The 21,972-nt window shown below is 43.0% G+C and carries 20 protein-coding genes; 8 read left to right on the top strand and 12 right to left on the bottom strand.

All coding sequences use genetic code 11. The features are described 5' to 3' along the window. Both oadA and DS891_RS11970 read right to left on the bottom strand, forming a co-directional pair. On the bottom strand, positions 1 to 1,782 hold the full coding sequence (oadA, locus tag DS891_RS11975) for a sodium-extruding oxaloacetate decarboxylase subunit alpha (RefSeq protein WP_174169905.1): 1,782 nt from the start codon (positions 1,780 to 1,782) through the stop codon (positions 1 to 3). A gap of 12 nt (positions 1,783 to 1,794) precedes the next feature. Further along, on the bottom strand, positions 1,795 to 2,043 hold the full coding sequence (locus DS891_RS11970) for an OadG family protein (RefSeq protein WP_010606212.1): 249 nt from the start codon (positions 2,041 to 2,043) through the stop codon (positions 1,795 to 1,797). Positions 2,044 to 2,483: 440 nt separating this feature from the next. Between DS891_RS11970 and DS891_RS11965 the strand changes: the two genes are divergently transcribed. Then, positions 2,484 to 2,996: a YcxB family protein gene (locus DS891_RS11965; RefSeq protein WP_248298742.1), complete on the top strand. Its 513-nt coding sequence runs from the start codon at positions 2,484 to 2,486 to the stop codon at positions 2,994 to 2,996. Between the two features lie 76 nt (positions 2,997 to 3,072). Here DS891_RS11965 and csrA read toward each other — a convergent pair whose 3' ends face one another. The 6 genes from csrA to ribA all read right to left on the bottom strand — a co-directional run bounded on the left by csrA (position 3,073) and on the right by ribA (position 9,342). Continuing rightward, positions 3,073 to 3,258 (bottom strand): carbon storage regulator CsrA, encoded by a 186-nt coding sequence (gene csrA, locus DS891_RS11960; protein ID WP_010375935.1) that lies wholly within the window; start codon positions 3,256 to 3,258, stop codon positions 3,073 to 3,075. 90 nt (positions 3,259 to 3,348) lie between these two features. Beyond that, a complete protein-coding gene (locus tag DS891_RS11955) occupies positions 3,349 to 4,572 on the bottom strand; it encodes an aspartate kinase (protein WP_010606210.1) in 1,224 nt (407 codons plus the stop codon). Between the two features lie 7 nt (positions 4,573 to 4,579). Further along, the gene (gene alaS, locus DS891_RS11950) at positions 4,580 to 7,183 is read right to left on the bottom strand and encodes an alanine--tRNA ligase (protein WP_174169904.1); all 2,604 of its coding nucleotides are present in this window, start codon (positions 7,181 to 7,183) and stop codon (positions 4,580 to 4,582) included. A 4-nt stretch (positions 7,184 to 7,187) separates the two neighbouring features. Then, a complete protein-coding gene (locus DS891_RS11945) occupies positions 7,188 to 7,676 on the bottom strand; it encodes a regulatory protein RecX (RefSeq protein WP_010375943.1) in 489 nt (162 codons plus the stop codon). Further along, the gene (locus tag DS891_RS11940; RefSeq protein ID WP_227386932.1) at positions 7,676 to 8,473 is read right to left on the bottom strand and encodes a BPSS1780 family membrane protein; all 798 of its coding nucleotides are present in this window, start codon (positions 8,471 to 8,473) and stop codon (positions 7,676 to 7,678) included. The genes DS891_RS11945 and DS891_RS11940 overlap by 1 nt, the downstream gene beginning before the upstream one ends. Before the next feature lie 242 nt (positions 8,474 to 8,715). After that, positions 8,716 to 9,342 (bottom strand): GTP cyclohydrolase II, encoded by a 627-nt coding sequence (gene ribA / locus DS891_RS11935; RefSeq protein ID WP_010606207.1) that lies wholly within the window; start codon positions 9,340 to 9,342, stop codon positions 8,716 to 8,718. A 160-nt stretch (positions 9,343 to 9,502) separates the two neighbouring features. On the opposite strand from ribA, the gene DS891_RS11930 reads away from it, so the two are divergent. Genes DS891_RS11930 through DS891_RS11920 form a run of 3 tightly spaced genes read left to right on the top strand, consistent with a single transcriptional unit; the run spans position 9,503 to position 12,706 of the window. Further along, positions 9,503 to 10,726: a hypothetical protein gene (locus tag DS891_RS11930; protein ID WP_174169903.1), complete on the top strand. Its 1,224-nt coding sequence runs from the start codon at positions 9,503 to 9,505 to the stop codon at positions 10,724 to 10,726. Beyond that, a complete protein-coding gene (locus tag DS891_RS11925) occupies positions 10,726 to 11,148 on the top strand; it encodes a hypothetical protein (protein ID WP_010606205.1) in 423 nt (140 codons plus the stop codon). The genes DS891_RS11930 and DS891_RS11925 overlap by 1 nt, the downstream gene beginning before the upstream one ends. Then, on the top strand, positions 11,141 to 12,706 hold the full coding sequence (locus DS891_RS11920) for a sensor domain-containing diguanylate cyclase (protein WP_010606204.1): 1,566 nt from the start codon (positions 11,141 to 11,143) through the stop codon (positions 12,704 to 12,706). The genes DS891_RS11925 and DS891_RS11920 overlap by 8 nt, the downstream gene beginning before the upstream one ends. A gap of 54 nt (positions 12,707 to 12,760) precedes the next feature. On the opposite strand, the gene DS891_RS11915 is transcribed toward DS891_RS11920, so the two are convergent. Both DS891_RS11915 and DS891_RS11910 read right to left on the bottom strand, forming a co-directional pair. Next, complete coding sequence (locus DS891_RS11915) at positions 12,761 to 14,575, bottom strand: DUF3413 domain-containing protein (RefSeq protein WP_227386931.1); 1,815 nt, start codon at positions 14,573 to 14,575, stop codon at positions 12,761 to 12,763. 110 nt (positions 14,576 to 14,685) lie between these two features. After that, positions 14,686 to 15,192: a DUF3087 domain-containing protein gene (locus DS891_RS11910; RefSeq protein ID WP_174169901.1), complete on the bottom strand. Its 507-nt coding sequence runs from the start codon at positions 15,190 to 15,192 to the stop codon at positions 14,686 to 14,688. Positions 15,193 to 15,360: 168 nt separating this feature from the next. On the opposite strand from DS891_RS11910, the gene DS891_RS11905 reads away from it, so the two are divergent. The 3 genes from DS891_RS11905 (at position 15,361) to DS891_RS11895 (ending at position 17,459) form a co-directional block, all read left to right on the top strand. Continuing rightward, entirely contained in the window at positions 15,361 to 15,996 is a 636-nt protein-coding gene (locus tag DS891_RS11905; protein WP_174169900.1) for an energy transducer TonB, read from the top strand. A 307-nt stretch (positions 15,997 to 16,303) separates the two neighbouring features. After that, entirely contained in the window at positions 16,304 to 16,861 is a 558-nt protein-coding gene (locus tag DS891_RS11900; protein ID WP_010606200.1) for an RNA polymerase sigma factor, read from the top strand. Further along, on the top strand, positions 16,854 to 17,459 hold the full coding sequence (locus DS891_RS11895) for a hypothetical protein (protein ID WP_174169899.1): 606 nt from the start codon (positions 16,854 to 16,856) through the stop codon (positions 17,457 to 17,459). The genes DS891_RS11900 and DS891_RS11895 overlap by 8 nt, the downstream gene beginning before the upstream one ends. Before the next feature lie 9 nt (positions 17,460 to 17,468). On the opposite strand, the gene DS891_RS11890 is transcribed toward DS891_RS11895, so the two are convergent. Further along, on the bottom strand, positions 17,469 to 18,845 hold the full coding sequence (locus tag DS891_RS11890; protein ID WP_174169898.1) for a Na+/H+ antiporter NhaC family protein: 1,377 nt from the start codon (positions 18,843 to 18,845) through the stop codon (positions 17,469 to 17,471). Between the two features lie 212 nt (positions 18,846 to 19,057). Here DS891_RS11890 and DS891_RS11885 point away from each other — a divergent pair, with 212 nt between their 5' ends. Beyond that, complete coding sequence (locus DS891_RS11885; RefSeq protein ID WP_174169897.1) at positions 19,058 to 19,906, top strand: MurR/RpiR family transcriptional regulator; 849 nt, start codon at positions 19,058 to 19,060, stop codon at positions 19,904 to 19,906. A 55-nt stretch (positions 19,907 to 19,961) separates the two neighbouring features. Here the strand turns inward: DS891_RS11885 and DS891_RS11880 are convergent, their stop codons facing one another. After that, a complete protein-coding gene (locus DS891_RS11880; protein ID WP_174169896.1) occupies positions 19,962 to 21,122 on the bottom strand; it encodes an exo-beta-N-acetylmuramidase NamZ domain-containing protein in 1,161 nt (386 codons plus the stop codon). Between the last annotated feature and the right edge of the window lie 850 nt (positions 21,123 to 21,972).

Below are 21,972 nucleotides of genomic sequence, written 5' to 3'. Positions count from 1 at the left end.
TTATGCTAAAGACATGATGGCATCGCCAGCACTGACGGAGTCGCCTTCAGAGACGAGTAGCTCCGCGACTTGCCCACTGTGTGTTGCGCGCACCTCGGTTTCCATTTTCATGGCTTCCATGATGAGTACCACATCGCCTTCTTGCACCTCATCTCCTGCGCGCACCATAAGCTTAAATATGTTGCCAGCAAGTGGCGCATTCAAAGTTTCACTGGAGCTTACCGAGGTTGACTGAGGAATAAGCTCACTGTCTTTGACTTGTACTTCTTGTAACTCTCCACCCGGCGCAACCACCACATCGTATACTTTGCCATCCACTTTTACGCTGTAACGCTCACTAGTTGATGACTTGGCTTTAGCAGGCGTCGCTGCAGCTTTTTGCTCTTTGCTTTCAACAAGCGTCGGTTTTGGCTCAAACGCATCTGGATTATTGCGATTTTTCAGGAATTTAAGGCCAATCTGCGGGAATAATGCATAGGTAAGCACATCATCAATAATCTCGTCGGCTAAGGTAATTTGCTCCTCTTTTGCCGTCGCGACTAACTCGCTTTGTAAACTATCCAGCTCAGGTTCAATTAAGTCTGCAGGACGGCAGGTAATAGGCTCTGCGCCTTCAAGCACGCGTTGTTGCAAAGCTTGGTCGACTTGCGCTGGTGTCGCTCCATATTCGCCTTTCAGCACGCCAGCAGTTTCTTTGGTTATAGACTTGTAACGCTCACCAGTAAGTACGTTTAATACCGCTTGCGTCCCGACAATCTGTGAGGTTGGTGTTACCAGCGGTAAGTAGCCAAGTTCTTTACGCACACTTGGAATTTCTTTTAGTACTGCGTCAAGCTTGTCACCTGCACCTTGCTCTCGCAGTTGATTTTCCATATTTGTTAACATGCCACCAGGCACTTGTGCAGATAGAATACGACCATCTACTCCTTTTAAGCTACCCTCAAAAGCTGCATATTTCTTTCTCACCTCACGGAAATAGGCTGCGATCTCTTCTAGCTCCAGTAAATCAAGCCCTGTATCACGTTCTGTACCTTCCACAATCGCCGCGATAGTTTCTGTTGCACTATGGCCATAGGTCATACTCATCGAAGAAATCGCCGTATCGAGCATATCGATACCCGCATCTATGGCTTTTTGATAAGTTGCAGTACTGAGCCCTGTGGTTGCATGGCACTGCATTGCGATAGGAATAGAGACGGACGCTTTAAGCCCAGAGATTAACTTTTCGGCATCATAGGGTTTCAGTAATCCAGCCATGTCCTTGATACAAATGGAATGACAGCCTAAGTCTTCGAGCTGCTTGGCCTGCGTGAGCCACATTTCCAGCGTATGAACAGGGCTTACGGTGTACGAAATCGTGCCCTGCGCATGCGCGCCCACTTTGATGGCCGCTTTAATAGCCGTTTCTAAGTTGCGCACGTCGTTCATTGCATCGAATATTCTAAATACATCTACCCCGTTATGGTGGGCACGTTCAACAAACTTTTCGACAACATCATCAGCATAATGACGATAGCCCAATAGATTCTGACCACGCAGTAGCATTTGCTGTTTGGTTTTTGGCATTGCAGCTTTCAGTGCACGGATCCGCTCCCATGGATCTTCGCCTAAATAGCGAATACACGAGTCGAAGGTTGCTCCCCCCCATGATTCAACAGACCAGTAGCCCATATTGTCGAGCTTCTCAGCGATAGGAAGCATATCTTCCAAGCGCATTCTGGTGGCGAGTAATGACTGATGCGCATCGCGCAGCACTAATTCGGTTAGCTTTAACTGTGACATGCAAAACCCCTATTAATTGTTTTTTCTGTAGGCTGCAACGGCAGCGCTAATGGCTGCAATATGTGCCTGTGGCACACCCTGTGACGATGTTGCTCTAGTTGTTTTTGATCTTGTGGTACTTGGCTCTACTTCTTTAAATTGAGCAGCAAAGTTGGCCAACAGTCGCATCGCAAAAATCAAAATGGACAGAAAAACAAAAACACCAACCATACCGGTCAGCATGAGATTTCCTGCTTGCAGTAGCTGCGCTCCAATATCCATTTTTACCCCTTACTTGCTGTTTGGTTTTCCTGTTCGATGTTAACGAACTGGTATAAACCTTCACTTTTTGTAGATATTTATTCACCTTATAACAAAAAATGTTCCACTGTAAAGTGCATTGTAAATTGGTATTACCAAAACACTTAACTTATAAACAATCAGTAAGTTAGCTTTGAAATCACTAATAAATATGGAAAACCAACGTAATAAATATGAAAAATATTCAAAATAGCGCCGACTAATACAGTGATTTTAATGAATATAGAATGGATTTTTGATTACGCAAGATAAATTGTAAATTGGACTGACCAAAAGTTAACGCTTACGTAAACGTCACGCTGTATAACGCGTATTTCGCTGGATATAGTAAAAGGGAACTGCAAACAATTTATTCGCATTACAGCTTTTTCAATATAGATGGGTATAATAAGGGGAAATTTTTGCCACAACGAACGTCTATGCCCTCCCTTGAACAAAATGAAAATTTATCTTTTCAAAGCCAATTTAAGTTAGATAAAGCCTATTATCGAGAGTGTTTTGAAGAATCTGAAGCCAATGGACTTGCTGTTAAACCGAAATATGGCTTGCTTGTACTGCTAATTGCACTGGGGCTGTTTGCTATTTACGGTTTGCAGGAGCACTACGTCGGGAACTTTCTTATTCTATTGGCTGTGGTTGAATGCGTCGCTTTCTACTATCGTAAAGCTTGGTGGGTGATAAGGCAGTCGTATTCTCGCGCTGCTGGCAATGTCGTCAAAGTTTCAATCACTAAAACTGGTATTAGCACCAAAGCGACACATGCCGAATTTTCTTACCCATTTGACGACTTAGATAAACTCGTTGAAACGAGTAGAGGTTTTTTGGTATTTCACCAAAACAAACCGAGCTATATCAGTAAATCTGGACTTAACGAAGAAGCGATTGCTTTTTTGTCTGGGCAAAGCCAGAAATAAGAAACCCCGCAGTGGCGGGGTTTTTTTATGCCAGTCAAACTATGTTAACTAACATCGTAATTCAATATTTGGTCAATTACATATTGCCCGGGCTAGATTTCTCAGCCTGAATTCGCATGTAAATTTCTTCACGGTGAACTGAAACATCTTTAGGCGCATTTACACCAATACGTACTTGGTTACCTTTAACACCTAGTACTGTTACAGTCACTTCATCACCAATCATCAGGGTTTCACCTACTCGACGAGTTAGTATTAGCATTCTCTTGCTCCTGTTATTCCAAAATTTAAAAGATTCCGCGTCAAATCCATTTTAAATAAAAGTTCCTAGAAAAGTAAGCAAAAACTTCTTTTACTCAGTACTTTCCAATTCGAATTTGGCATGTAAAGCCCGTACAGCTAGCTCTAAATATTTTTCTTCTACCAGTGCCGAGATTTTTATCTCTGATGTAGATACTAATAGAGTGTGAATATTTTCTTCGGCCAATGCCATAAAAAAGAGACCAGCAACACCTGAATGAGATTTCATCCCGATGCCAACCGCTGAGATTTTTGCCACGTTAGCATTAACCTCTACGGTTGCGCCACCTAAATTTTGTGCATGTTGCGCTAAAACTTCTTCCGCCAGAATACAATCATTTGTGTGCACAGTAAAAGCATAGTCTATTTTTTTCTCACTGTGGTTCAAATGGTTAATCATATCGACTTCGATATTATGCTCACCAAGAAGAGAAAGTATATTGGCTAGATTACTAGGTTTTGCATCTACATTGTTAACTAAGATAAGCGCTTCGTCTTTGACACTCGCTACCCCAGAGACCACTTTAGTATTTTTCATCTTACCTTCCTCATAGCTAATTAAGGTGCCGTTGTCAGGAGAAAACGAAGAAAGTACACGCAGTGGTACATTATATCGACCAGCCGCTTCAACCGAACGGATCTGCAAAACTTTAGCGCCCACACTGGCCAGCTCCAACATCTCAGGAAAAGTAATATGTGATAAACGCCTTGCATTTGGCTCTATGCGCGGATCGGTAGTATAAACGCCATCGACATCAGTATATATCTGACATTCGTCTGCTTGCAAAGCCCCTGCGATTTCAACTGCTGAGGTATCTGTACCACCACGCCCCAACGTGGTGATATTGCCTTCTTCATCGCGCCCTTGAAATCCGGCAATAATGGTTATTCGGTTATGCTCAAGCTCTTGCTTTAAGCGGGTCGTGTCTATTTCTGTGATCCGCGCTTTAGAGAACATGTTATCGGTTTTAATACCAACCTGATCGGCAAGTAAGCTCACGGCAGAATGCCCACGCTTAATGATGGCCATCGCCAATAACGCAATAGAAACTTGTTCGCCGGTGGTGATCAATACATCTAGCTCACGAGAACTCGGACGTGCATCGATTTGTTGGGCAAGGGAAATGAGACGATTTGTCTCGCCTGACATTGCAGACAACACGACCACCACTTGGTGGCCTTGTTGTTGTGTTTTGATAACGTGTTCGGCAACCGCCTCAATACGCTCTACCGAACCTACCGAGGTGCCGCCAAACTTTTGTACAATCAGCGCCACTTGCTGATTACTGCGTTACTTCATTTAACCAAGTTGGAACACTGTTTAGTGCTGCGTCTAGGTTTTCTGGTTGTGAACCACCAGCTTGCGCCATATCAGGACGACCGCCACCTTTACCACCGACTTGAGAAGCCATGTGATTAACTAGCTCACCTGCTTTTACCTGACCAACTAAGTCTTTCGTTACGCCAGCGATTAGGCTTACTTTATCGCCATTTGCTACACCTAGCGCGATGACACCTGAGCCAATCTTGTTCTTCAGGTCATCGACCATGCCACGTAGTGCTTTAGACTCAGCTCCTGCAACGTTCGCTACGAGTAATTTAATCCCATTCACTTCGGTTACAGAGTCAAGTAGCGTTGCACCCGCAGCACTTGCTAGTTTGTCATTTAGTTGAGCAACTTGCTTTTCAAGGCCTTTTGACTTTTCAAGTAGCGCAGATACTTTTTCTAGCACTGATGAGGTATCACCCTTAACCAAAGCCGCAATTTCAGAAAGCACTTGCTCTTGCTCATTAACATAAGCGATAGCATCAGCACCTGTTACCGCTTCGATACGACGAACACCCGCTGCGATACCGCCTTCTGATACAATCTTGAAGAGACCAATATCACCAGCGCGCTTCACGTGTGTACCACCACAAAGCTCGATTGAGTACCCACCAATTGAAACGACTCGAACTTCATCATCGTACTTTTCACCAAAGAGCGCCATCGCACCTTTATCTTTGGCAGCATCGATATCCATCAACTCAGTTTGCAGAGCAAAGTTACGACGGATCTCTGCGTTCACTGCATCTTCTACTTGCTGCAACTGCGCTTTAGTGACGCCTTCAAAATGTGAAAAGTCGAAACGAAGACGATCCGGCAGTACCAATGAACCTTTTTGAGTAACATGGTCACCCAACAAATCGCGCAGTGCTTTGTGCACCAAGTGCGTTGCAGTATGGTTTTTCTTCACTCGCTCGCGACGCTCAGCGTCAATACGCGCATCGGCTTTATCGTTAACACCAATACGGCCAACCACATGACCATGGTGTGCAAATGCATTACCTAGCTTTTGCGTGTCAGTAACCACAAACTCGCCGTTAGCCACTTTTAGTACACCCGTATCACCAACTTGGCCGCCTGACTCAGCATAGAAAGGCGTGCGGTCAAGGATAACCACACCTTGTTCACCATCTTCTAACGTATTGGTATGTTGACCGTCTTTAAAGATTTCAACCACAGTGCCGGTATAGTGCTCAGCATCATAGCCTTTAAAGTCAGTGTTTTTATCAGACTTCAAGCGCTCGTTGTAATCTGCACCGAACTTGCCAGCCGCTTGTGCTTTTTTACGCTGTTCTTCCATGCATGCTTGGAAGCCACGCTCGTCAATCGTCATAAAACGCTCACGCGCCACATCTGCCGTTAAGTCTGCAGGGAAGCCGTAAGTGTCATACAGTTTGAACACTAGATCGCCTGGAATAACGTCGCCTTCAATACCTCCAAGGCTGTCTTCTAGGATAGTCAAACCACGGTCTAGTGTTTTACCAAACTGATCTTCTTCAATACGTAGTACTTTTTCGATAATCGCTTGTTGCTTCACTAATTCTGGGTAAGCTTCACCCATTTGCTCAGCAAGTGCGGCAACTAACTTATAGAAGAATGCCCCTTTTGCACCGAGTTTATTGCCGTGACGAACTGCACGACGAATGATACGACGTAGCACGTAACCACGACCTTCATTCGATGGCATGACGCCGTCAGCAATAAGGAACGCACACGAACGAATGTGGTCAGCAACCACACGTAGTGATTTATCTTCTAAATCTTGTGCATCTGTTACTTTTGCAGCTGCTTTAATCAGCGCTTGGAACAGGTCAATCTCATAGTTTGAGTGCACACCTTGCATAATAGCCGAGATACGTTCAAGACCCATGCCGGTATCAACCGACTGCATTGGCAGCGGCTCCATTGTGCCGTCTGCATGACGGTTGTACTGCATGAATACTAAGTTCCAGATCTCAATGAAGCGATCGCCGTCTTCTTCTGGTGAGCCCGGAGGTCCCCCCCAAATGTGCTCGCCGTGGTCATAAAAGATTTCAGAGCAAGGACCGCAAGGACCCGTGTCGCCCATTGACCAAAAGTTATCCGCCGTCGCAATACGGATGATCCTGTCTTCTGGAACACCAACTTGTTTTGACCAGATATCAAATGCTTCGTCGTCTTCATGATAAATAGTAACTAGTAGCTTTTCTTTTGGCAGCTTGATCACATCCGTAAGGAAACCCCAAGCAAATTTTATTGCGTCGGTTTTAAAATAGTCACCAAAGCTAAAGTTACCTAGCATTTCGAAGAAAGTGTGGTGCCTTGCGGTATAACCTACGTTTTCAAGGTCATTATGTTTACCACCAGCACGAACACAGCGCTGTGAACTGGTTGCTCGCGTATAAGGGCGTTTTTCCGCACCCAAGAAGGCATCTTTAAACTGCACCATACCAGCGTTGGTGAACAGTAAGGTGGCATCATTACCCGGAATTAACGAGCTTGAAGGCACCACTTGGTGCTGTTGTTTAGCAAAGAAATCTAAGAAGCTTTGCCTGATTTGTGCGGTAGTCATATGCTGCATGTGATCATTCACCCTTTATTTCTTCTTGCTCTGCTGCAGTCATTGCAGCTTCAATTGCAAAATCTATTTCATCAAAACTAAAGCCACGATAACTCATGTAACGTACGCGCTTAGTTTTTTCTTTATATTCTATCGGTTGTGCGCAAAGACCGTACTTTTTTTCATAGGTTTTTGCGGCTTGCATGTACCAATCAATTTCGCGCTCAGCGATTAGCGTATGCAAAGTCTCTCGGCTCACACCCTTTTGCCCTGCATCCATTAATACACGCTTTTCTCCAAGTCCTTTTGCAATCTGGCGGTTTAAAAAGCTCTCTGCATAGCGGTCGTCATTAACGTAATCGAGCGACTTTAGCCAAGATACCAATTGCTCCGCGACTGCCGCTGTAGCCCCTTTTTGCAGTAGCTTTTGCGTCAATCCAGACTCAGAGTACTCTTGTCTCGACAATAACCAAACCGCATAGTTTTTTAGCTTTTTAACTTCTTGTTCATCCATCAGGCGTCAAAGCGTCCTGAGTCAGACTGAGAGATGTTAGCATTTTCATCATTTTCCTTCTTTTCAACGATAATTGGCATAAACATCGCTTGAAAAGAAACAAAAAAGCCTATCATGGCGACCGGCATGATAATAATCGCCGGGATCATCGACAGCGGTATAGACGCAACGATAAACGCTGCGACGACCAGGCCGTAAATACTCAGCGCGGCCATATTATGATAAAAAGCGGCAAGCGAGCACTTCATCGCGTGAAAAATACGTTTTTCACCTTGGAAAAACACCTGTGGCACGACAAAAGCGAAGGCCATCATAATGACCGATTGTGCAATCACAAATACGGCAACTTCGGCAAAACTAATATTGCTCGCGATAAGTCCGATAAGTTCATTCGGATCGGTATTTGGGCCAACACTCTCCAGCGCAGTCGCCACATCACTGAATAGCACACCGGCAACCATAGTCAGCAACAGCGCACCTGCCATTTGATAAATACCAACTCGGAACAAGTGTAATCGGCGGCCTTTTGCTGCAAAAGGCTCAAAAATATCAGCTAACTTTATTGGTTTATTGATCTGTTTATTGATAACTGCAAGGTAGAAGCCAGCGCTTAAGAAAGGACCAGACAAGGCAGCGATGATATGAAAAATAGGTGCGAACAGGGGCAATAGACTTACTACCGCCATGAAAATATACATCAACATGAAAGTCATAGGCTGGGTTTTGAAAATTGCCCACCCGGCTTTTAGCCACTGCACGCCCATGCTTGCTTTGAATGTTCTAATTGGTGTCGACATAGTCCACTTAATTTAAGCTATAACGTCTTTGATTATACTGATTACCGCGTCGAGTGAAAAGGCATGAAAAGCGGATTTGTCAGCGCTTTTTAGCATATTTTAAACAAATACTGACGGTTACCATAACCTATGTTGGACATCTTAAGTTTGAGAGAGTTGTAATGAGAATAGTATGTTTGATATGACAAGCCAACCGAAGCACTTATCTAGTCGGCTTGTTGTAGTAAGCATATACGCTTCGGCTAATCAGCTTTTGATATCTTTTTGATATCCAGCATGTGGGCACCGTGTTGGATCTTGGTTTTTAGATACTGTTCATTACCAGAAACCCCAGCCTTAACATGCGCCTGAGTGCCAACTACCTCATCGACAGTAATACCCGCATTTCTCAACGCCTTCAGCTTTCTTGGATTATTCGTCATTAACTTAACGTGGTTTAATCCGAGCGCCTGAAGCATCAACACGGCATCAGAGAAATCTCTTAAGTCATCTTCAAAGCCGAGGTGGTTGTTTGCCTCGTAGGTGTTCATCCCTTGTGATTGCAATACATAAGCATCGATTTTATTGTACAAGCCAATGCCACGACCTTCTTGGCGCAAATATAACAAAATGCCGCCTTGTTTATGCATCGCCTCAATACATTCATTTAACTGTTCGCCACAATCACAACGAGAAGAATGAAAGACATCGCCGGTTAAGCACTCAGAGTGCATACGAATTAGGGGAATTTGCTGCTGACTGTCTGCGCTATTAAATACCAGCGCAACATGTTCCTGGCCATCTTTTAGCCCTGAAAAAGAAACTATTTCTGCAGGGATATTACTATGCTGCCCTACATTCAGCCCGACTCTCGCTCTTACTTCTGCCACGTCTTAATCTTGCCTAATGTGATAATATAACAATATGCTACCATACATGGGATATGGTGTCTCTAAGTTCATTATACAAGGCCAAGGCGGACATCGCATTGGTAAATGTCAAAATTCGAACTAGGCTATATAAAAAGGAAAGCGAAAACATTTATAACTCATGCGCTCTGTTTTTATCTGCCTACTATTTTTAACCACATTCAGCTACGGCTCTGACATTGATTTCAGTGGCTTTGCTACGCTCAAGGCGGTTAAAACAGACTCCCATACCGCCAAAATCAGAGAATCCATCTCACATCCGCACGGTGTGGAAAAAGATGAGCTCGACTTTTCATTTTCTTCTTTGGGCCTACAGGCAGAGTGGCATGCAAATGATAATGTAGAGTTTGTTGGGCAACTGCTATTAAAAGAGCAACACGATGACCGAGTCAACAATGCAATAAAACTGGCTTTTCTACGCTACAACCTAAATTCGAACTGGCAATTTCGTGCCGGACGCACCGGGTTAGACCTATTTTTGATGACTGAATATCGGGATATTGGCTATTCAATGGATATGGAACATCCGCCTGTCGAGTTTTATTCTATTATTCCTCACCAAAACCTAGATGGCGTTGACTTGCAGTATCGCGCACCGCTTGATCAGGGCATCGCCAGCATCAAAGCATATTGGGGCCGCTCCGAATCGCCTATCTACAGCGATTATAAGTTTTTTTGGAATGTAGAACTTAAATCTATCTTGGGTGTAGCGGTACAGTACGAAACGTTAAATTGGCTGTTTAGAGCCAACTATACAACAACAAAAGCAGCTAATGAGCATGAACAGCAAAAGCAGTTACGTGAGGCTCTCGCGCAAGTTCCTCTACAAGTTTGGCCAACCAAAAATGAGCTTATCGACTCTCTTTATATTATCGACAAGCGCTTCACCTATAGCGCACTCAGTATGAGATATGATGATTCGAAGTGGTTGGTACAAAGTGAATTATCGCTGACGGATTCAAATTCCAGCGTGCTCAACCGCCTAAAAGCAGCTTATATCACACTAGGCAAGCGCTTCGATTTAAACACTTTGTCTTTCACCTACTCAGTTGCCAAGTCCGATAATGAGCCAAGTGTAGAACCCGGTCCGCTCGTCCCATTACCTGAATTAATACAAATATACGAAGCTGCTTCCATGCACTCTGGTTTTTATCAACTGGATCAGCATAGCACCTCACTAACTTGGCGACGCGAATTGAGCCCGACGTTAGCACTAAAGTTCAATTGGAAGCATACATCAGCGGACCATTTGCCCAGCGCTTTTTACCTTCACGATACTGAGCAATTTAGTGATCCCGACCTTTCTTTTAACACCTTCACACTTAGCTTTAATTGGGTGTTCTGATGAAAAGGTTACTTACTGCTGTTTTCTTCCTGATTTCTTACCCAATTTCAGCAACAGCTGATATTGCCGTCATAGTTAACAAAGACAACCCCATCGAGTCAATATCGCAGCGCCAACTCATCGACATGTACATGGGAAAATACGTTGCCTTTCCCAACGGCGATATGGCCGTGACCTATGACTACGAAAAATCACACCCTTTAAGAGGTCCTTTTTTCTTGGCACTGACAGGACGCAATGAAAGCCAAATCAATGCTTATTGGTCAAGAATAAAGTTCAGCGGCAAAGTTTCTCCCCCACAGTCATTTTCCTCACCGTCGACTATACTTGAAAATATCAGAAATACGCCAAATGCAATCGGCTATGTTCCAGCAGACTTTGTGACGGGTGATGTGAAGGTAATTTATCAAATCGATGACTAAATATGGGCTGATCGTGCGGCTAGCACTCGTGCTTGTTGTCTCGACTTTTATTTTTTCAATGCTTTACGCTAAGTTATATCACGACCATATTGTTGAGCGTGAACTTCGGCGTTCTAATACTATTATTGGGCAAATTGGCCAAACCGTGTCGTCGTCTTCCTCTATTGCCACTTATCTCAATGACAAAGACCTTGCTGTAGAAGTTATTAATGGCCTAGTCAGTAACGACGTTATCTCTTCGGCCGCAATAAAAAGTGAGGATAAGTGGCTCGCTCAAAGTGTAGGATTTAAATCGCAAAATGCGACCATTATTTCGCTTAATCATCCGTTTTTATTGAGTGAAATTGTTGGTGAGATCTATATTCAACCAAATTCCGTTTTTATCGAGCAAAGTGCTAGAGATATCGCCCGTTCAAGTGTTCAAACTTTGTTGGTTGTCATCATCCCAATCTTAGTCATCTTCACCGTTGTTACACATTTTATAGTTACAAAACCCCTGAGTAACTTAAGTAGTCAAATTGCTAGGGTTATTCCTGGAACACCATTGGATTTAGTCGTGCCTAGGGGGCATGAATCAAGTGAAATTGGTGATATTGCGAGCAATACCAATCAACTTATTGCTAAAACCGCTTCCATGTTCGAGCAAGAGCGCCAACTGCGAGCTGATATTGAAATACTTGAGAAGCGCTTTAGGCTGATGTTTGAGCGCTCCTCTTCTCCCACCCTACTGGTAAAAGACAAAGGTGAAGTGATCTTAGCTAATGATGCCGCTTGTGATTTGCTGGCAGGCATGGCAATTGACCTTGATGAATATTTTCCCGAAAGTTTTGGTCGCTACTGCAAAACTCCGGATATTCTCTACACCTTTACGGAGCATACCTTGGAGCTTAACCAGCCAACTCAGTCAGAGTTTGAGTTTATTAACCCCATGACCGAACAACCTGTTTGGCTGAGTGTCATCATGCTTAGAGTGGAAAGTAGCGGGCAATTCTATTTACAGGTGTTTTTATCAGATATCACGCTTAGAAAAACTGTGTTTCAAGAACTCAATAAAAAGGCTAACCGCGATAAGCTAACAGGCCTCTACAATCGCCATGGTACTGAAATCAAGATCAACGAGTGGTTAGATAACGAAACTCCGTTTAGCTTATTTATTATTGATTTAGATGAGTTTAAACCAATCAATGATATTTATGGCCATAACGCCGGTGACGCTATGTTAAAACACATCGCCACTCAAATTAGTGCTCAGGTGAGAGAACAAGACGTGGTTTGTCGTTGGGGAGGTGATGAGTTTTTGATTGCCTTGCACTGCGCTAAAAATGAAAAATTGCAGCGCATCGCTGAAAACCTGTTAGGGGCGATAAACACCGAGATGATTTGGCAAACGTCAGAAGGGAAATTACTTCCACTGCGAGTTGGTGCGAGCATAGGTATTGCAAGCTACCCAAGAGACGCGGTTGAGCTAAGCCAATTAATCGAATGTGCCGATGTCGCCATGTATACGGTTAAAAAAGACAAGAAAAACGCCTTTCAATTTTACTCGTTAAGCGCTTAGTTATACCGCTCAAGTTAGCACGACAGTCCGCCAGCACACCTAATCCTCTTTTATCTACTGAAAGTGGCTTATCTGCTGCATTGCCTCTTGAATATATTCAAAGTTTGGCTCTTGCTCAGCTGGCTGGTTAGTTTCATCGAGCATCTCATAAGTTCCCATGGGCGAGACTTCAACAATTTGCTGCTTACTCACAATCGCATATTTATTGTAGCTACTGAGTAATAGCCAGTTTCTCTTTTTAACTGTTCCGGTTAAGTTATAACCCGTACTATAATCTTCAAGTGTGTTTTTAACCCCTAAGTACTCATTCATCAACGTCGGCACGACGTCTAAGTGACTGGTTACCACATTTGAGGCTTGCCAATGCTGCCACTTTTCGCTTTTTGGTCCTACAACAATAAATGGCACCTTTATCTGCGGCTCAGTAAAATTACTATTGTGTCCCCAGTAATTAAGCTTGTTGTCATTAAGCTCTTCACCATGATCTGATGTGATAATCACCAGTGTATTTTCTATATCAAGCTGCGCTAATACCGATGCAGCAAGACTATCTACAAAGTGTGTACTGGTAAGATAACGATTTAAAATTGGTTCTCTATCATAATCGTTGTCCAATAACATATGGTTAATGGGGCCGTGCATTGGCCCAAACCCGGCATGGTAACCCTCAGGAACTGCGTAGCCATGGATTGCATCATAAAAGAGAAAACTGAAAGACGGCTGGTTTGGATCTTTATTAGCATACCATTTAACCCAATTTTTGGTGATCTGCTCATCCCTAGCTAATACGTCATCACCTTTTGTATGCGTTTTTAGCCCCTTAATGCGAGCAAACACGGTTTCATTAAACTCAGGGCGAACAAGTTGTGCAGACGAAAATACCCCAAATTGATAACCCAAATCGCGCATTCTATCCATCAATAATGGCGTAACTCGATTGTTGTAAATATCCTGCCAAGCAGTGCCTGGCAAACCATAAAACAGTCCGGTGATCCCTGTTCGTGTAGAATTTCCAGTAGAGAAGTGTTGATTGAAGACCACACCTTGTTGTGAGAACCGCCAAATATTGGGAGTAACTTGTGCCGTGAAAGCATCATACCGCCATGAATCCAGTACCACAAAAACAATATCAAGAGGCTTTTTAACTGACTCTACTTCAATAGGTTGTAAAGGATAGTTAAATTGCCCTTGTGTTAAAGACATTGATTTCTGCTGCGCCAATGCAGCCTCATCTAGCAAATCATATTTACGCAAAAAAGAGTTTGCTGTTGCAGGTTTGTAGAGGGGTAAATACTTACTGAATCCTGTGATCGGTTGATATACCGTCGCACTTGCCCAAGCATGAATTGTATTGCTCGCCAACAGGGCAATAATGGTTACGCTAGTGAACTTTCGACCAAAGCGCAGCTGCATTACGGCTCGGGGCTTACTTAACCACGTTAACAGGTAAAACTGGAAAGCAAATATCATAACAAAAATGGCTACCGCTTGAGCCCATGCAATTGGCGAGAACTCAATGACTTGGCCTGCAAGCAGCATATCGACAATAACACCGTTAATATGAAACTTGTAAAGCTCAAAGCACAAGCTATTTGCAATAAGTGCTACGAAAAACAATGCATAAAATAAAGCAAAGCATACGGATCTCACTTTATTTGACTGTAACCATACTAAAGGCATAGCAACAATACTCACTAACGCTGTGAGTAAAGCCATATGGCTCCACGTTGATACGGAAACGTAAAATAATGTCAGTCCTTGATAATCAACAGGGTTGGTATTTACAACATTTATGGTAATTAAGATTGAGCAAAGAGAGTTGATAAGAACCAACCAGCCGAACTGGTGAAACCGATGATGCAATAGCACAGTTCAAAGTGTTCCTTTAATAGAAAATTTGACTGTTATATTACCGTTCTGACACATTAGTGTCACATTAAAAATTGTGAAAAAGTTTAACGCCGAAACAAGCCGCTTTGTTAGTACTGTTTCAATATCGTTTCTTTATAGTTTTCTGCTTTTATTTCAACTTGATACTTGCTAGCCAGTGAATCCAGCTCTGCTTGCCACATCGCCAAATCATCCATCGTTACGGTGTTGTCATCCAATTGCCATAGCTGACGAGATCCCGCATAGCTATACTGAATCGCCGTCATCGCGTCCACATCCCCCTGCTGCGCAGCCTGTTTTAACTTCGCCATTTTACGGGTGATTTTGTTCAATGATTGCTTTAAGTCCCACACATAACTGACTTCAGTCATAAAGGGATGCGCTTTATGCTTTTTGAGCACGAGCCCAATGACGATGCAGGTCACTACTACACCAGTTAGATTCCAATGAAAATGGCTACCATCTACATCAGGAAATAATTGGATCAATAACTGAGCAATCCCTAAACTACCGAGTGCTAGCGCCACAACGCAAGCAATAATTACTTGATTTAAATGTTTGCGATAACGCGCTTTATTGATCTCAACTAACTTCATAACTACCTATGATCACGAAAAATTAAATAATGTGCTCTGCTCTTCGTGCATTGTAATCCATGGCCTGTAGCCAAACCAAGATACATATCAAAAAAATCTAAAAACTTTCACCCCGTTTCAGTTACCCAAACGTTTTATATACGAAAACAATATAACAGGGATAAAATCATGACGACATTAGCCACTCTTCAACAGCCTAATTCAGCAATTCCAAAACTCGCACTATCGCTTGTTGGCGCAGTTATTATTACTTTTGCCACCTTTGGCTTTATGCAAAACTTAGTTTCTCAGGAACTCACTCCCCCCATTGTCGACATAGAAGTATTTGATCTTACTATTGCAACGGATAGAGAGGACTCTCCAGTCGAAGAAAAAAGGGTAATGCCAGAACCACCAAAACCAATAACGGCCCCAGTTAGACCGACTGAAAATATCGTTGATACAGGAGATAATCTACAAATTAGTAGCGAGACACCTAGCGTAGATTTAGGTAAGTTTACTAACACAATGACGCTGCAATTCTCCACCGATGGGCAAGCGACTCCACTTGTTAGAAGCAACCCTAACTATCCGCCCGCGGCTGCTAGAGATGGAGTGGAAGGCTGGGTAGAAATGGAGTTTGCCATTTCTCCACAAGGCGAAGTGATTGATGTTAAAGTGACGAATGCGGAGCCTAAAAGAGTATTTGATCAGGCTGCTGTCAGAGCACTCAGGAAATGGAAGTATAGACCACTTATTGTTGATGGAAAGCCGCAGCCGCAATACGCTCAGCGCGTTGTATTAGAGTTTACACTGGAAAAATAACAGCCATTGATACGTAATCAATTTGAGTCGCTGAGTCACGAAGTAAACTTCTTAATTTAACCTGAGGTTTGGATAAGGAATGAGCTAACTCATTGTTTTTAATACCACATTAAATTATCCCCTTATCTAGCCTGACAGTTTTAGGGATAACAAGGCGAATTTATGCACCAATAGCTGGCTATTGGAAGTGAATTCAACGCAGTTAGCGCTAAAACTGGCTGCTAGAAAGGCATTAATTATCCGAAGCTCAGGTTAATTTAGCTTATTGATATTAGGGTCTGTTGACCCTTGAGACTTAGGATTGCCTATGCTGAGTAGCTTGAAAATGTGGCGTGCTCGCGCCACCAGCAACGTAGAAGATCCGCTTTATGAATATGCGACGACGGGTAAAGTAAAATACCTAGAGCAAGTCATTGAGCGCTATCAAGGTGATTTATTTCACTTTCTAAAAACACAAACACAGGCGGCGTCGGCAGAAGATATATGTCAAAAAACATGGCTAAAAGTCATCGAAAAGAAAAGCGCTTATCGACAACAGGGTCACCCCAAGGCTTACTTGTTTCACATTGCACGTAACTTGCTAATCGATTCAATCAGGGCGTCAGGTAAACTCTCTGAGTTGACAGATAGTAAAGTAGGTATGACCAACTCCAATGAGTTCACAAAAACATCGGAGGAACAGTGGCTATACCAGCAAATTGCTACACTTCCTTTATTACAAAAAGAGGCGCTAAGCTTACAGTTAGAAGGGTTCAGCTTAGCTGAAATAGCACAAATTGTAGGGGCCACACAAGAGACTGTAAAAACTCGAATTAGATACGCAAAAGAGACTCTAAAGTCTCAAGTGGGTGAAGATCATGAGTAATTTAGACAAATTTGACGCCAAGTTAAAAGCGGCTTACCAAGCTAACAAGCAGGAAAAACCGTTAACTTTGGCTACTCGCATCAAGGTGCGACTAGTTAGCTTTGCCCATCATTATTTGGGTCGTATAGAAACTTGGCAGTGGAGCGCGGTTACTTGTTCAGTCGCTTTACTTTTCACCTTATGGTATCAAAATCAACATTTTGATATTGATAAAGAATATAACTCAAATGCTCATTTAGTCAGTTATGGAGATTTTCAACACATCGAAACGCATGAGCTACAGCAAGGCCAGTATCTTGCCCGTATAGATGAACAGAAAAAAGTGCTGGATGCTAGATTTGAGGCTGCGCAACAACAAGTTCAAGAACAGCGTTACGGTCGACTCGTTGCAATTAACGATGATGCTTGGTTAATTGAAGAGTGTAATACCCATACCCTCATCGAGTTAAAACAGAGCTTACTTAGCGCCATGCCGCAACCAAAAACCAGTGTCATTAATTTTAATACGCCAGTTATGCTAGCACTGTCGACCGCCAACAACGGACAAATTATTGCTATTGAAAGTACGGGGCACAACCAAGTTTTGGCTTGCCCCTAACAGGCGCTCTTAAATCATAATAAGGCTGGCAATAAAGAAGCAGATAATAGCTAATACGCCCCCCACCAGTGCATAGGGTAATTGGGTTTTAACATGAGTCAGTAGGTCACACCCTGATGCCAGTGCCGATACCGCGCTGGTATCAGAGATAGGCGAGCAGTGATCGCCAAATATACCACCGCTTAAAATAGCACCAAGCACAAGCGACGGCGGCAAGCCAAGCGCTTGAATCAGTGGCACACCAATCGGTATTAATATGGCAAAGGTGCCCCATGATGTGCCAGTTGTAAATGACATGATTGCACCTGTAATAAAGAGTACAGGTACTATCAAGTAAATAGGCAGATAGTCACCAACTAAAGACGCAACAAAAGTCCCTGTTCCCAACTCTTTTAGACTTGCACCTAGAGTCAAAGAGAGTAACACAATGCTTACCAATGGCAGCAGCTCCCCCATCCCCTTAAAGCCAACATCCATTAGCTCGTGATGACTAAATCTCTTACCAGTTAAAAGCAGCAGGTACGCAACGGTTGAAGCTAAAATTGTGGCATAAAGTACTGACTTAGAACCACTACCATTTGCCAATACACCATCGCCTGTCCAAAACATAAATCCAATCATACTTACAATCAGCGTTAATAAAGGGATCAGCATATAACGCGATTTGGTGGCACTTGGCCCACTACTTATTTCAGCTGTATGGTGCTTTAACTCTTGCTCTGCGGCCCTCATCGGTCCATGAACTTTATCAAAGACAATCGTATAGAGAACAATTAACAGTGCAATAATCGCATAAAAATTAAACGCGACACTACCCCATAAAATACTCACTGCCGACTGCTCAAGTTCGTAGTTACTCAGCAATCCAAGCACATAAGCACCCCAACCATTAAGCAAAATCAAAATACATACAGGAGCGCTAGTACTATCGATGATATAAGCCAAACGAGCCCGACTCATTTTGAACTTATCAAATAGTCCCCTCGCAACAATACCAGAAGTTAGTACACTCATATTTGATTCGATAAACACAGCCGTGCCAGTAAACATGGTCAGTAAGCCAACCTGACGCTTACTCTTAGCGACGCCTCGATTAAGCAGCATATTCACCGTTGCAGCAACCCCACCTGACTCTCGGATGAAGGCAAGCAATGCACCGATCACAATGCTAAAAATCAAGATCCGGCTGTTACCTGCCGATGTCGCAACCTCAATAACACGTTCGATACTGCCTACAAATGTGCCAGCAACTAGCGACTGCTGGCCATGTACAGCCAATAAAAATTCGGAAGAAACTAACGCTAAAATCAAAGCGATAATCACTTCTTTACGCCAAAACACGACTGCAATCGCAATCAAAGGTGGCAAAATCGAGTACCAAGCCATATAGTTTAGTCTATAAATTCAAAACACTTAGCTTAAGTTAAGCGGTTTAAAACACCAAGTCTTTGCGACTAAATTAAATTTAAGTCAACATTTAACCCCAATACTGGTACAATGAGTGTGTTTTGTGCAATGATATTCCTTTTTGGTCTATCGTAACGTTCCAATTGAACCTATAATATGGACAGATTAATTTAGTTCGGATTGAGTATCGTATGTCTACATTTGTCAAAATAAAAGCACTTCGTCCATCACTCTCAAATAGTGAAGCAAAGCTTGCTGACTTTACCTTGAACTCGGGCGATAAAATCCGTGCGCTTTCCTCCGTTGAGCTGGCACGCGAAGCCGGTGTCAGCCAATCTAGCGTCGTAAAATTTGCCCAAAAGCTGGGGTATAAAGGATTTCCAGCATTTAAACTTGCCGTCGTTGATGCGCTCAACGAGCAAACAGATACCAGCGCAGCAATTGATGAGTTAATTTCCAGTAATGACTCAATCGAGTTAATCGCAGATAAATTACAACTAAAACAGCAAAATGTTATTTCCGAAACTCGAAAACTTAACTCAGCAAAACAGTTTGAGAACGCAATTCAGTTGGTGAAAAACGCACGAAAAGTCATCGTATGTGCACTTGGTAGTACCTTCACTATGGCCCAAGATTTAACTTGGAAACTCCAAAAGCTTGGTATTCCGGCAATTGCTCAGGTCGATGAAATCAGTGCCTCTAGCTTTATTGCAACGATGGGGAAAGACGATCTTTTTATTGTGATCAGCAATACAGGAACCAGCAAGAGCTTGCTAACCTTGACTAATCAAGCTCTGGATAATGGCTGTAAATGTCTTGCCATTTCACGTTATGGTAGCCACTCACTCGCGGAAATGGTAGATGCGATACTATATTGCATCAATGAAGGGGAGCCACTTAAGCATTCAGGTATGCTGTCTCGTACTTCTCAAGCCTACCTTATTGACGTTTTATTCACGGCACTTGCACAATCAAACCTGCATTGGCAAAAACGCGTGGATAAGGCCAATGAAAACATGCAAGTATTGCGTAGCGAGTAAGACTTAAGCCACTCACGGCAGACTCGTGCTGCCGTTTACCTCTAGCAAAAACCCGTTACAGTCTCGGGTATAATAAATACTTTTTCCGCTGCTTTAAAAAATCTTGTACATCCTGCTGCCACAGTTTTCTCAGCTCTGATGCCGATTGGCCAGATTCAATGGCTTTGCGGATTTTGTCCGTGCCTGCAAGCTTATCGAGAAAATCGGGGGACTGAAAAAACGCTTTATTCTCGTGTTTGAACTGTGCATATGCAGCAACAAACCAAGTTAGATCAAAACCTCGTACATTGCTGTTTCTTAAATCCTGTCCAAACGCAGTCACACCATTTAATTTAGGATTGGAAGCCGCACCTAGTACTGGTCGGGGAGTGAACTGAAACTCACCCAATTTAGGATCTGGATAGCCAAAAACTTGAAATGGAAAATCCGTTCCACGACCAACAGAAATAGGTGTCGCTTCAAAAAAGCACAAAGATGGATACAAGTAGATTGCTTGTTGGTTTGGTAGGTTAGGACTTGGTGGTATCGGCAATCTGTATTCGGTGGCACCGCTATAATTTCGCATTGGAAATACACGTAACTGTGGCGCTGTAAGCGAGGTTAACCACCCTTCTCCTTTAATCATAGTCGCCAGTTCGCCAACAGTCATGCCATGCAATACGGGAATGGGATGCATACCAACAAAAGATTGAAATGGTTTTTCTAATAATGGGCCATCAACATATGCGATATTTGGATTTGGCCTATCAAAAACCCAAAATTCAATATTTGCATCGGCTGCGGCTTCCATCGCGAGGTGCATAGTGCTGATGTATGTATAAAAGCGCAACCCCACATCTTGAATATCAAAAATAAGCACATCGATATCTTTGAGCTGCTCAGGCCTTGGCTTTTTATTACTACCATAAAGCGAAATGATTGGTAGCCCAGTTTTCACATCTGTTGCATCATCTACTTTAGCACCCGCATCATAATTACCACGAAAACCATGTTCCGGTGCAAAGACCTTTTTAACATCCACTTCTTTATTAAGTAAGTAATCAACTAGATGTTGGTCGTCAATGCGGGATGTTTGGTTTACGATTAATCCGACGCGCTTACCTTTTAACACAGGTAAATACTCTTCTGCGCGCTCAGCACCTAATGTAAGCGCTTCAACAGTTAAAGGAACACAACAAAAAACAAGTAGTAATAAAATTCTGAGTGATTGAAACATATAACGCTTTCTCTAAATAAATACGCGATTAGGGTATCAGTCAGAAAAAAAATGAAAAGTATTTCGGGAGTTTAATCATGCAGTAGTGAACCTCCGAGCGTCGTCATATTTAACTTTCGTAAAAGATCGCAGGGTAAACCTGCTCCTACATGGATATTAGACACAAAAAAACCGACTTTCGTCGGCTTGTTTACCTCTTTATTTCACCACTTGAGGAAAAGTGGCGGACGCAGGAGGTGTGTTGTGGAGAGTGAACCTCCGACCGTCGTCATATTCAACTTTCATAAAAGATCGCAGGGTAAACCTGCTCCTACACGATACATTTAAGCACAAAAAAACCGACTTTCGTCGGCTTGTTTATCTCTTTATTTCACCAATTGAGGAAAAGTGGCGGATGCAGGACGTATGTTGTGGAGAGTGAACCTCCGAGCGTCGTCATATACAACTTTTGTAAAAGATCGCAGGGTAAACCTGCTCCTACATGGATATTAGACACAAAAAAACCGACTTTCGTCGGCTTGTTTATCTCTTTATTTCACCACTTGAGAGAAAGTGGCGGATGCAGGACGTGTATTGTGGAGAGTGAACCTCCGACCGCCTGTTTTTACCTTCATTCTTTCACCACTTGAGGAAAAGTGGCGGATGCAGGACGTGTATTGTGGAGAGTGAACCTCCGAGCGTCGTCATATTTAACTTTCGTAAAAGATCGCAGGGTAAACCTGCTCCTACATGGATATTAGACACAAAAAAACCGACTTTCGTCGGCTTGTTTATCTCTTTATTTCACCACTTGAGAGAAAGTGGCGGATGCAGGACGTGTATTGTGTTCATTCTTTCACCACTTGAGAGA

Origin of the sequence: Pseudoalteromonas sp. JC28 (assembly GCF_013319255.1) — a bacterium.
Lineage (GTDB): Bacteria > Pseudomonadota > Gammaproteobacteria > Enterobacterales > Alteromonadaceae > Pseudoalteromonas.
Note: the sequence above shows the minus strand (reverse complement) of the source record. Positions and strands in the feature narration are given on the sequence as shown.

Coding starts and splice junctions, on each gene's coding strand:
- csrA (WP_010375935.1), bottom strand. CDS start 3,258: ATGCTAATACTAACTCGTCGAGTAGGTGAAACCCTGATGATTGGTGAT.
- oadA (WP_174169905.1), bottom strand. CDS start 1,782: ATGTCACAGTTAAAGCTAACCGAATTAGTGCTGCGCGATGCGCATCAG.
- DS891_RS11895 (WP_174169899.1), top strand. CDS start 16,854: ATGAGTAATTTAGACAAATTTGACGCCAAGTTAAAAGCGGCTTACCAA.
- DS891_RS11970 (WP_010606212.1), bottom strand. CDS start 2,043: ATGGATATTGGAGCGCAGCTACTGCAAGCAGGAAATCTCATGCTGACC.
- DS891_RS11925 (WP_010606205.1), top strand. CDS start 10,726: ATGAAAAGGTTACTTACTGCTGTTTTCTTCCTGATTTCTTACCCAATT.
- DS891_RS11880 (WP_174169896.1), bottom strand. CDS start 21,122: ATGTTTCAATCACTCAGAATTTTATTACTACTTGTTTTTTGTTGTGTT.
- DS891_RS11920 (WP_010606204.1), top strand. CDS start 11,141: ATGACTAAATATGGGCTGATCGTGCGGCTAGCACTCGTGCTTGTTGTC.
- DS891_RS11930 (WP_174169903.1), top strand. CDS start 9,503: ATGCGCTCTGTTTTTATCTGCCTACTATTTTTAACCACATTCAGCTAC.
- DS891_RS11945 (WP_010375943.1), bottom strand. CDS start 7,676: ATGGATGAACAAGAAGTTAAAAAGCTAAAAAACTATGCGGTTTGGTTA.
- DS891_RS11890 (WP_174169898.1), bottom strand. CDS start 18,845: ATGGCTTGGTACTCGATTTTGCCACCTTTGATTGCGATTGCAGTCGTG.
- DS891_RS11905 (WP_174169900.1), top strand. CDS start 15,361: ATGACGACATTAGCCACTCTTCAACAGCCTAATTCAGCAATTCCAAAA.
- DS891_RS11940 (WP_227386932.1), bottom strand. CDS start 8,473: ATGTCGACACCAATTAGAACATTCAAAGCAAGCATGGGCGTGCAGTGG.
- DS891_RS11885 (WP_174169897.1), top strand. CDS start 19,058: ATGTCTACATTTGTCAAAATAAAAGCACTTCGTCCATCACTCTCAAAT.
- alaS (WP_174169904.1), bottom strand. CDS start 7,183: ATGCAGCATATGACTACCGCACAAATCAGGCAAAGCTTCTTAGATTTC.
- DS891_RS11900 (WP_010606200.1), top strand. CDS start 16,304: ATGCTGAGTAGCTTGAAAATGTGGCGTGCTCGCGCCACCAGCAACGTA.
- DS891_RS11910 (WP_174169901.1), bottom strand. CDS start 15,192: ATGAAGTTAGTTGAGATCAATAAAGCGCGTTATCGCAAACATTTAAAT.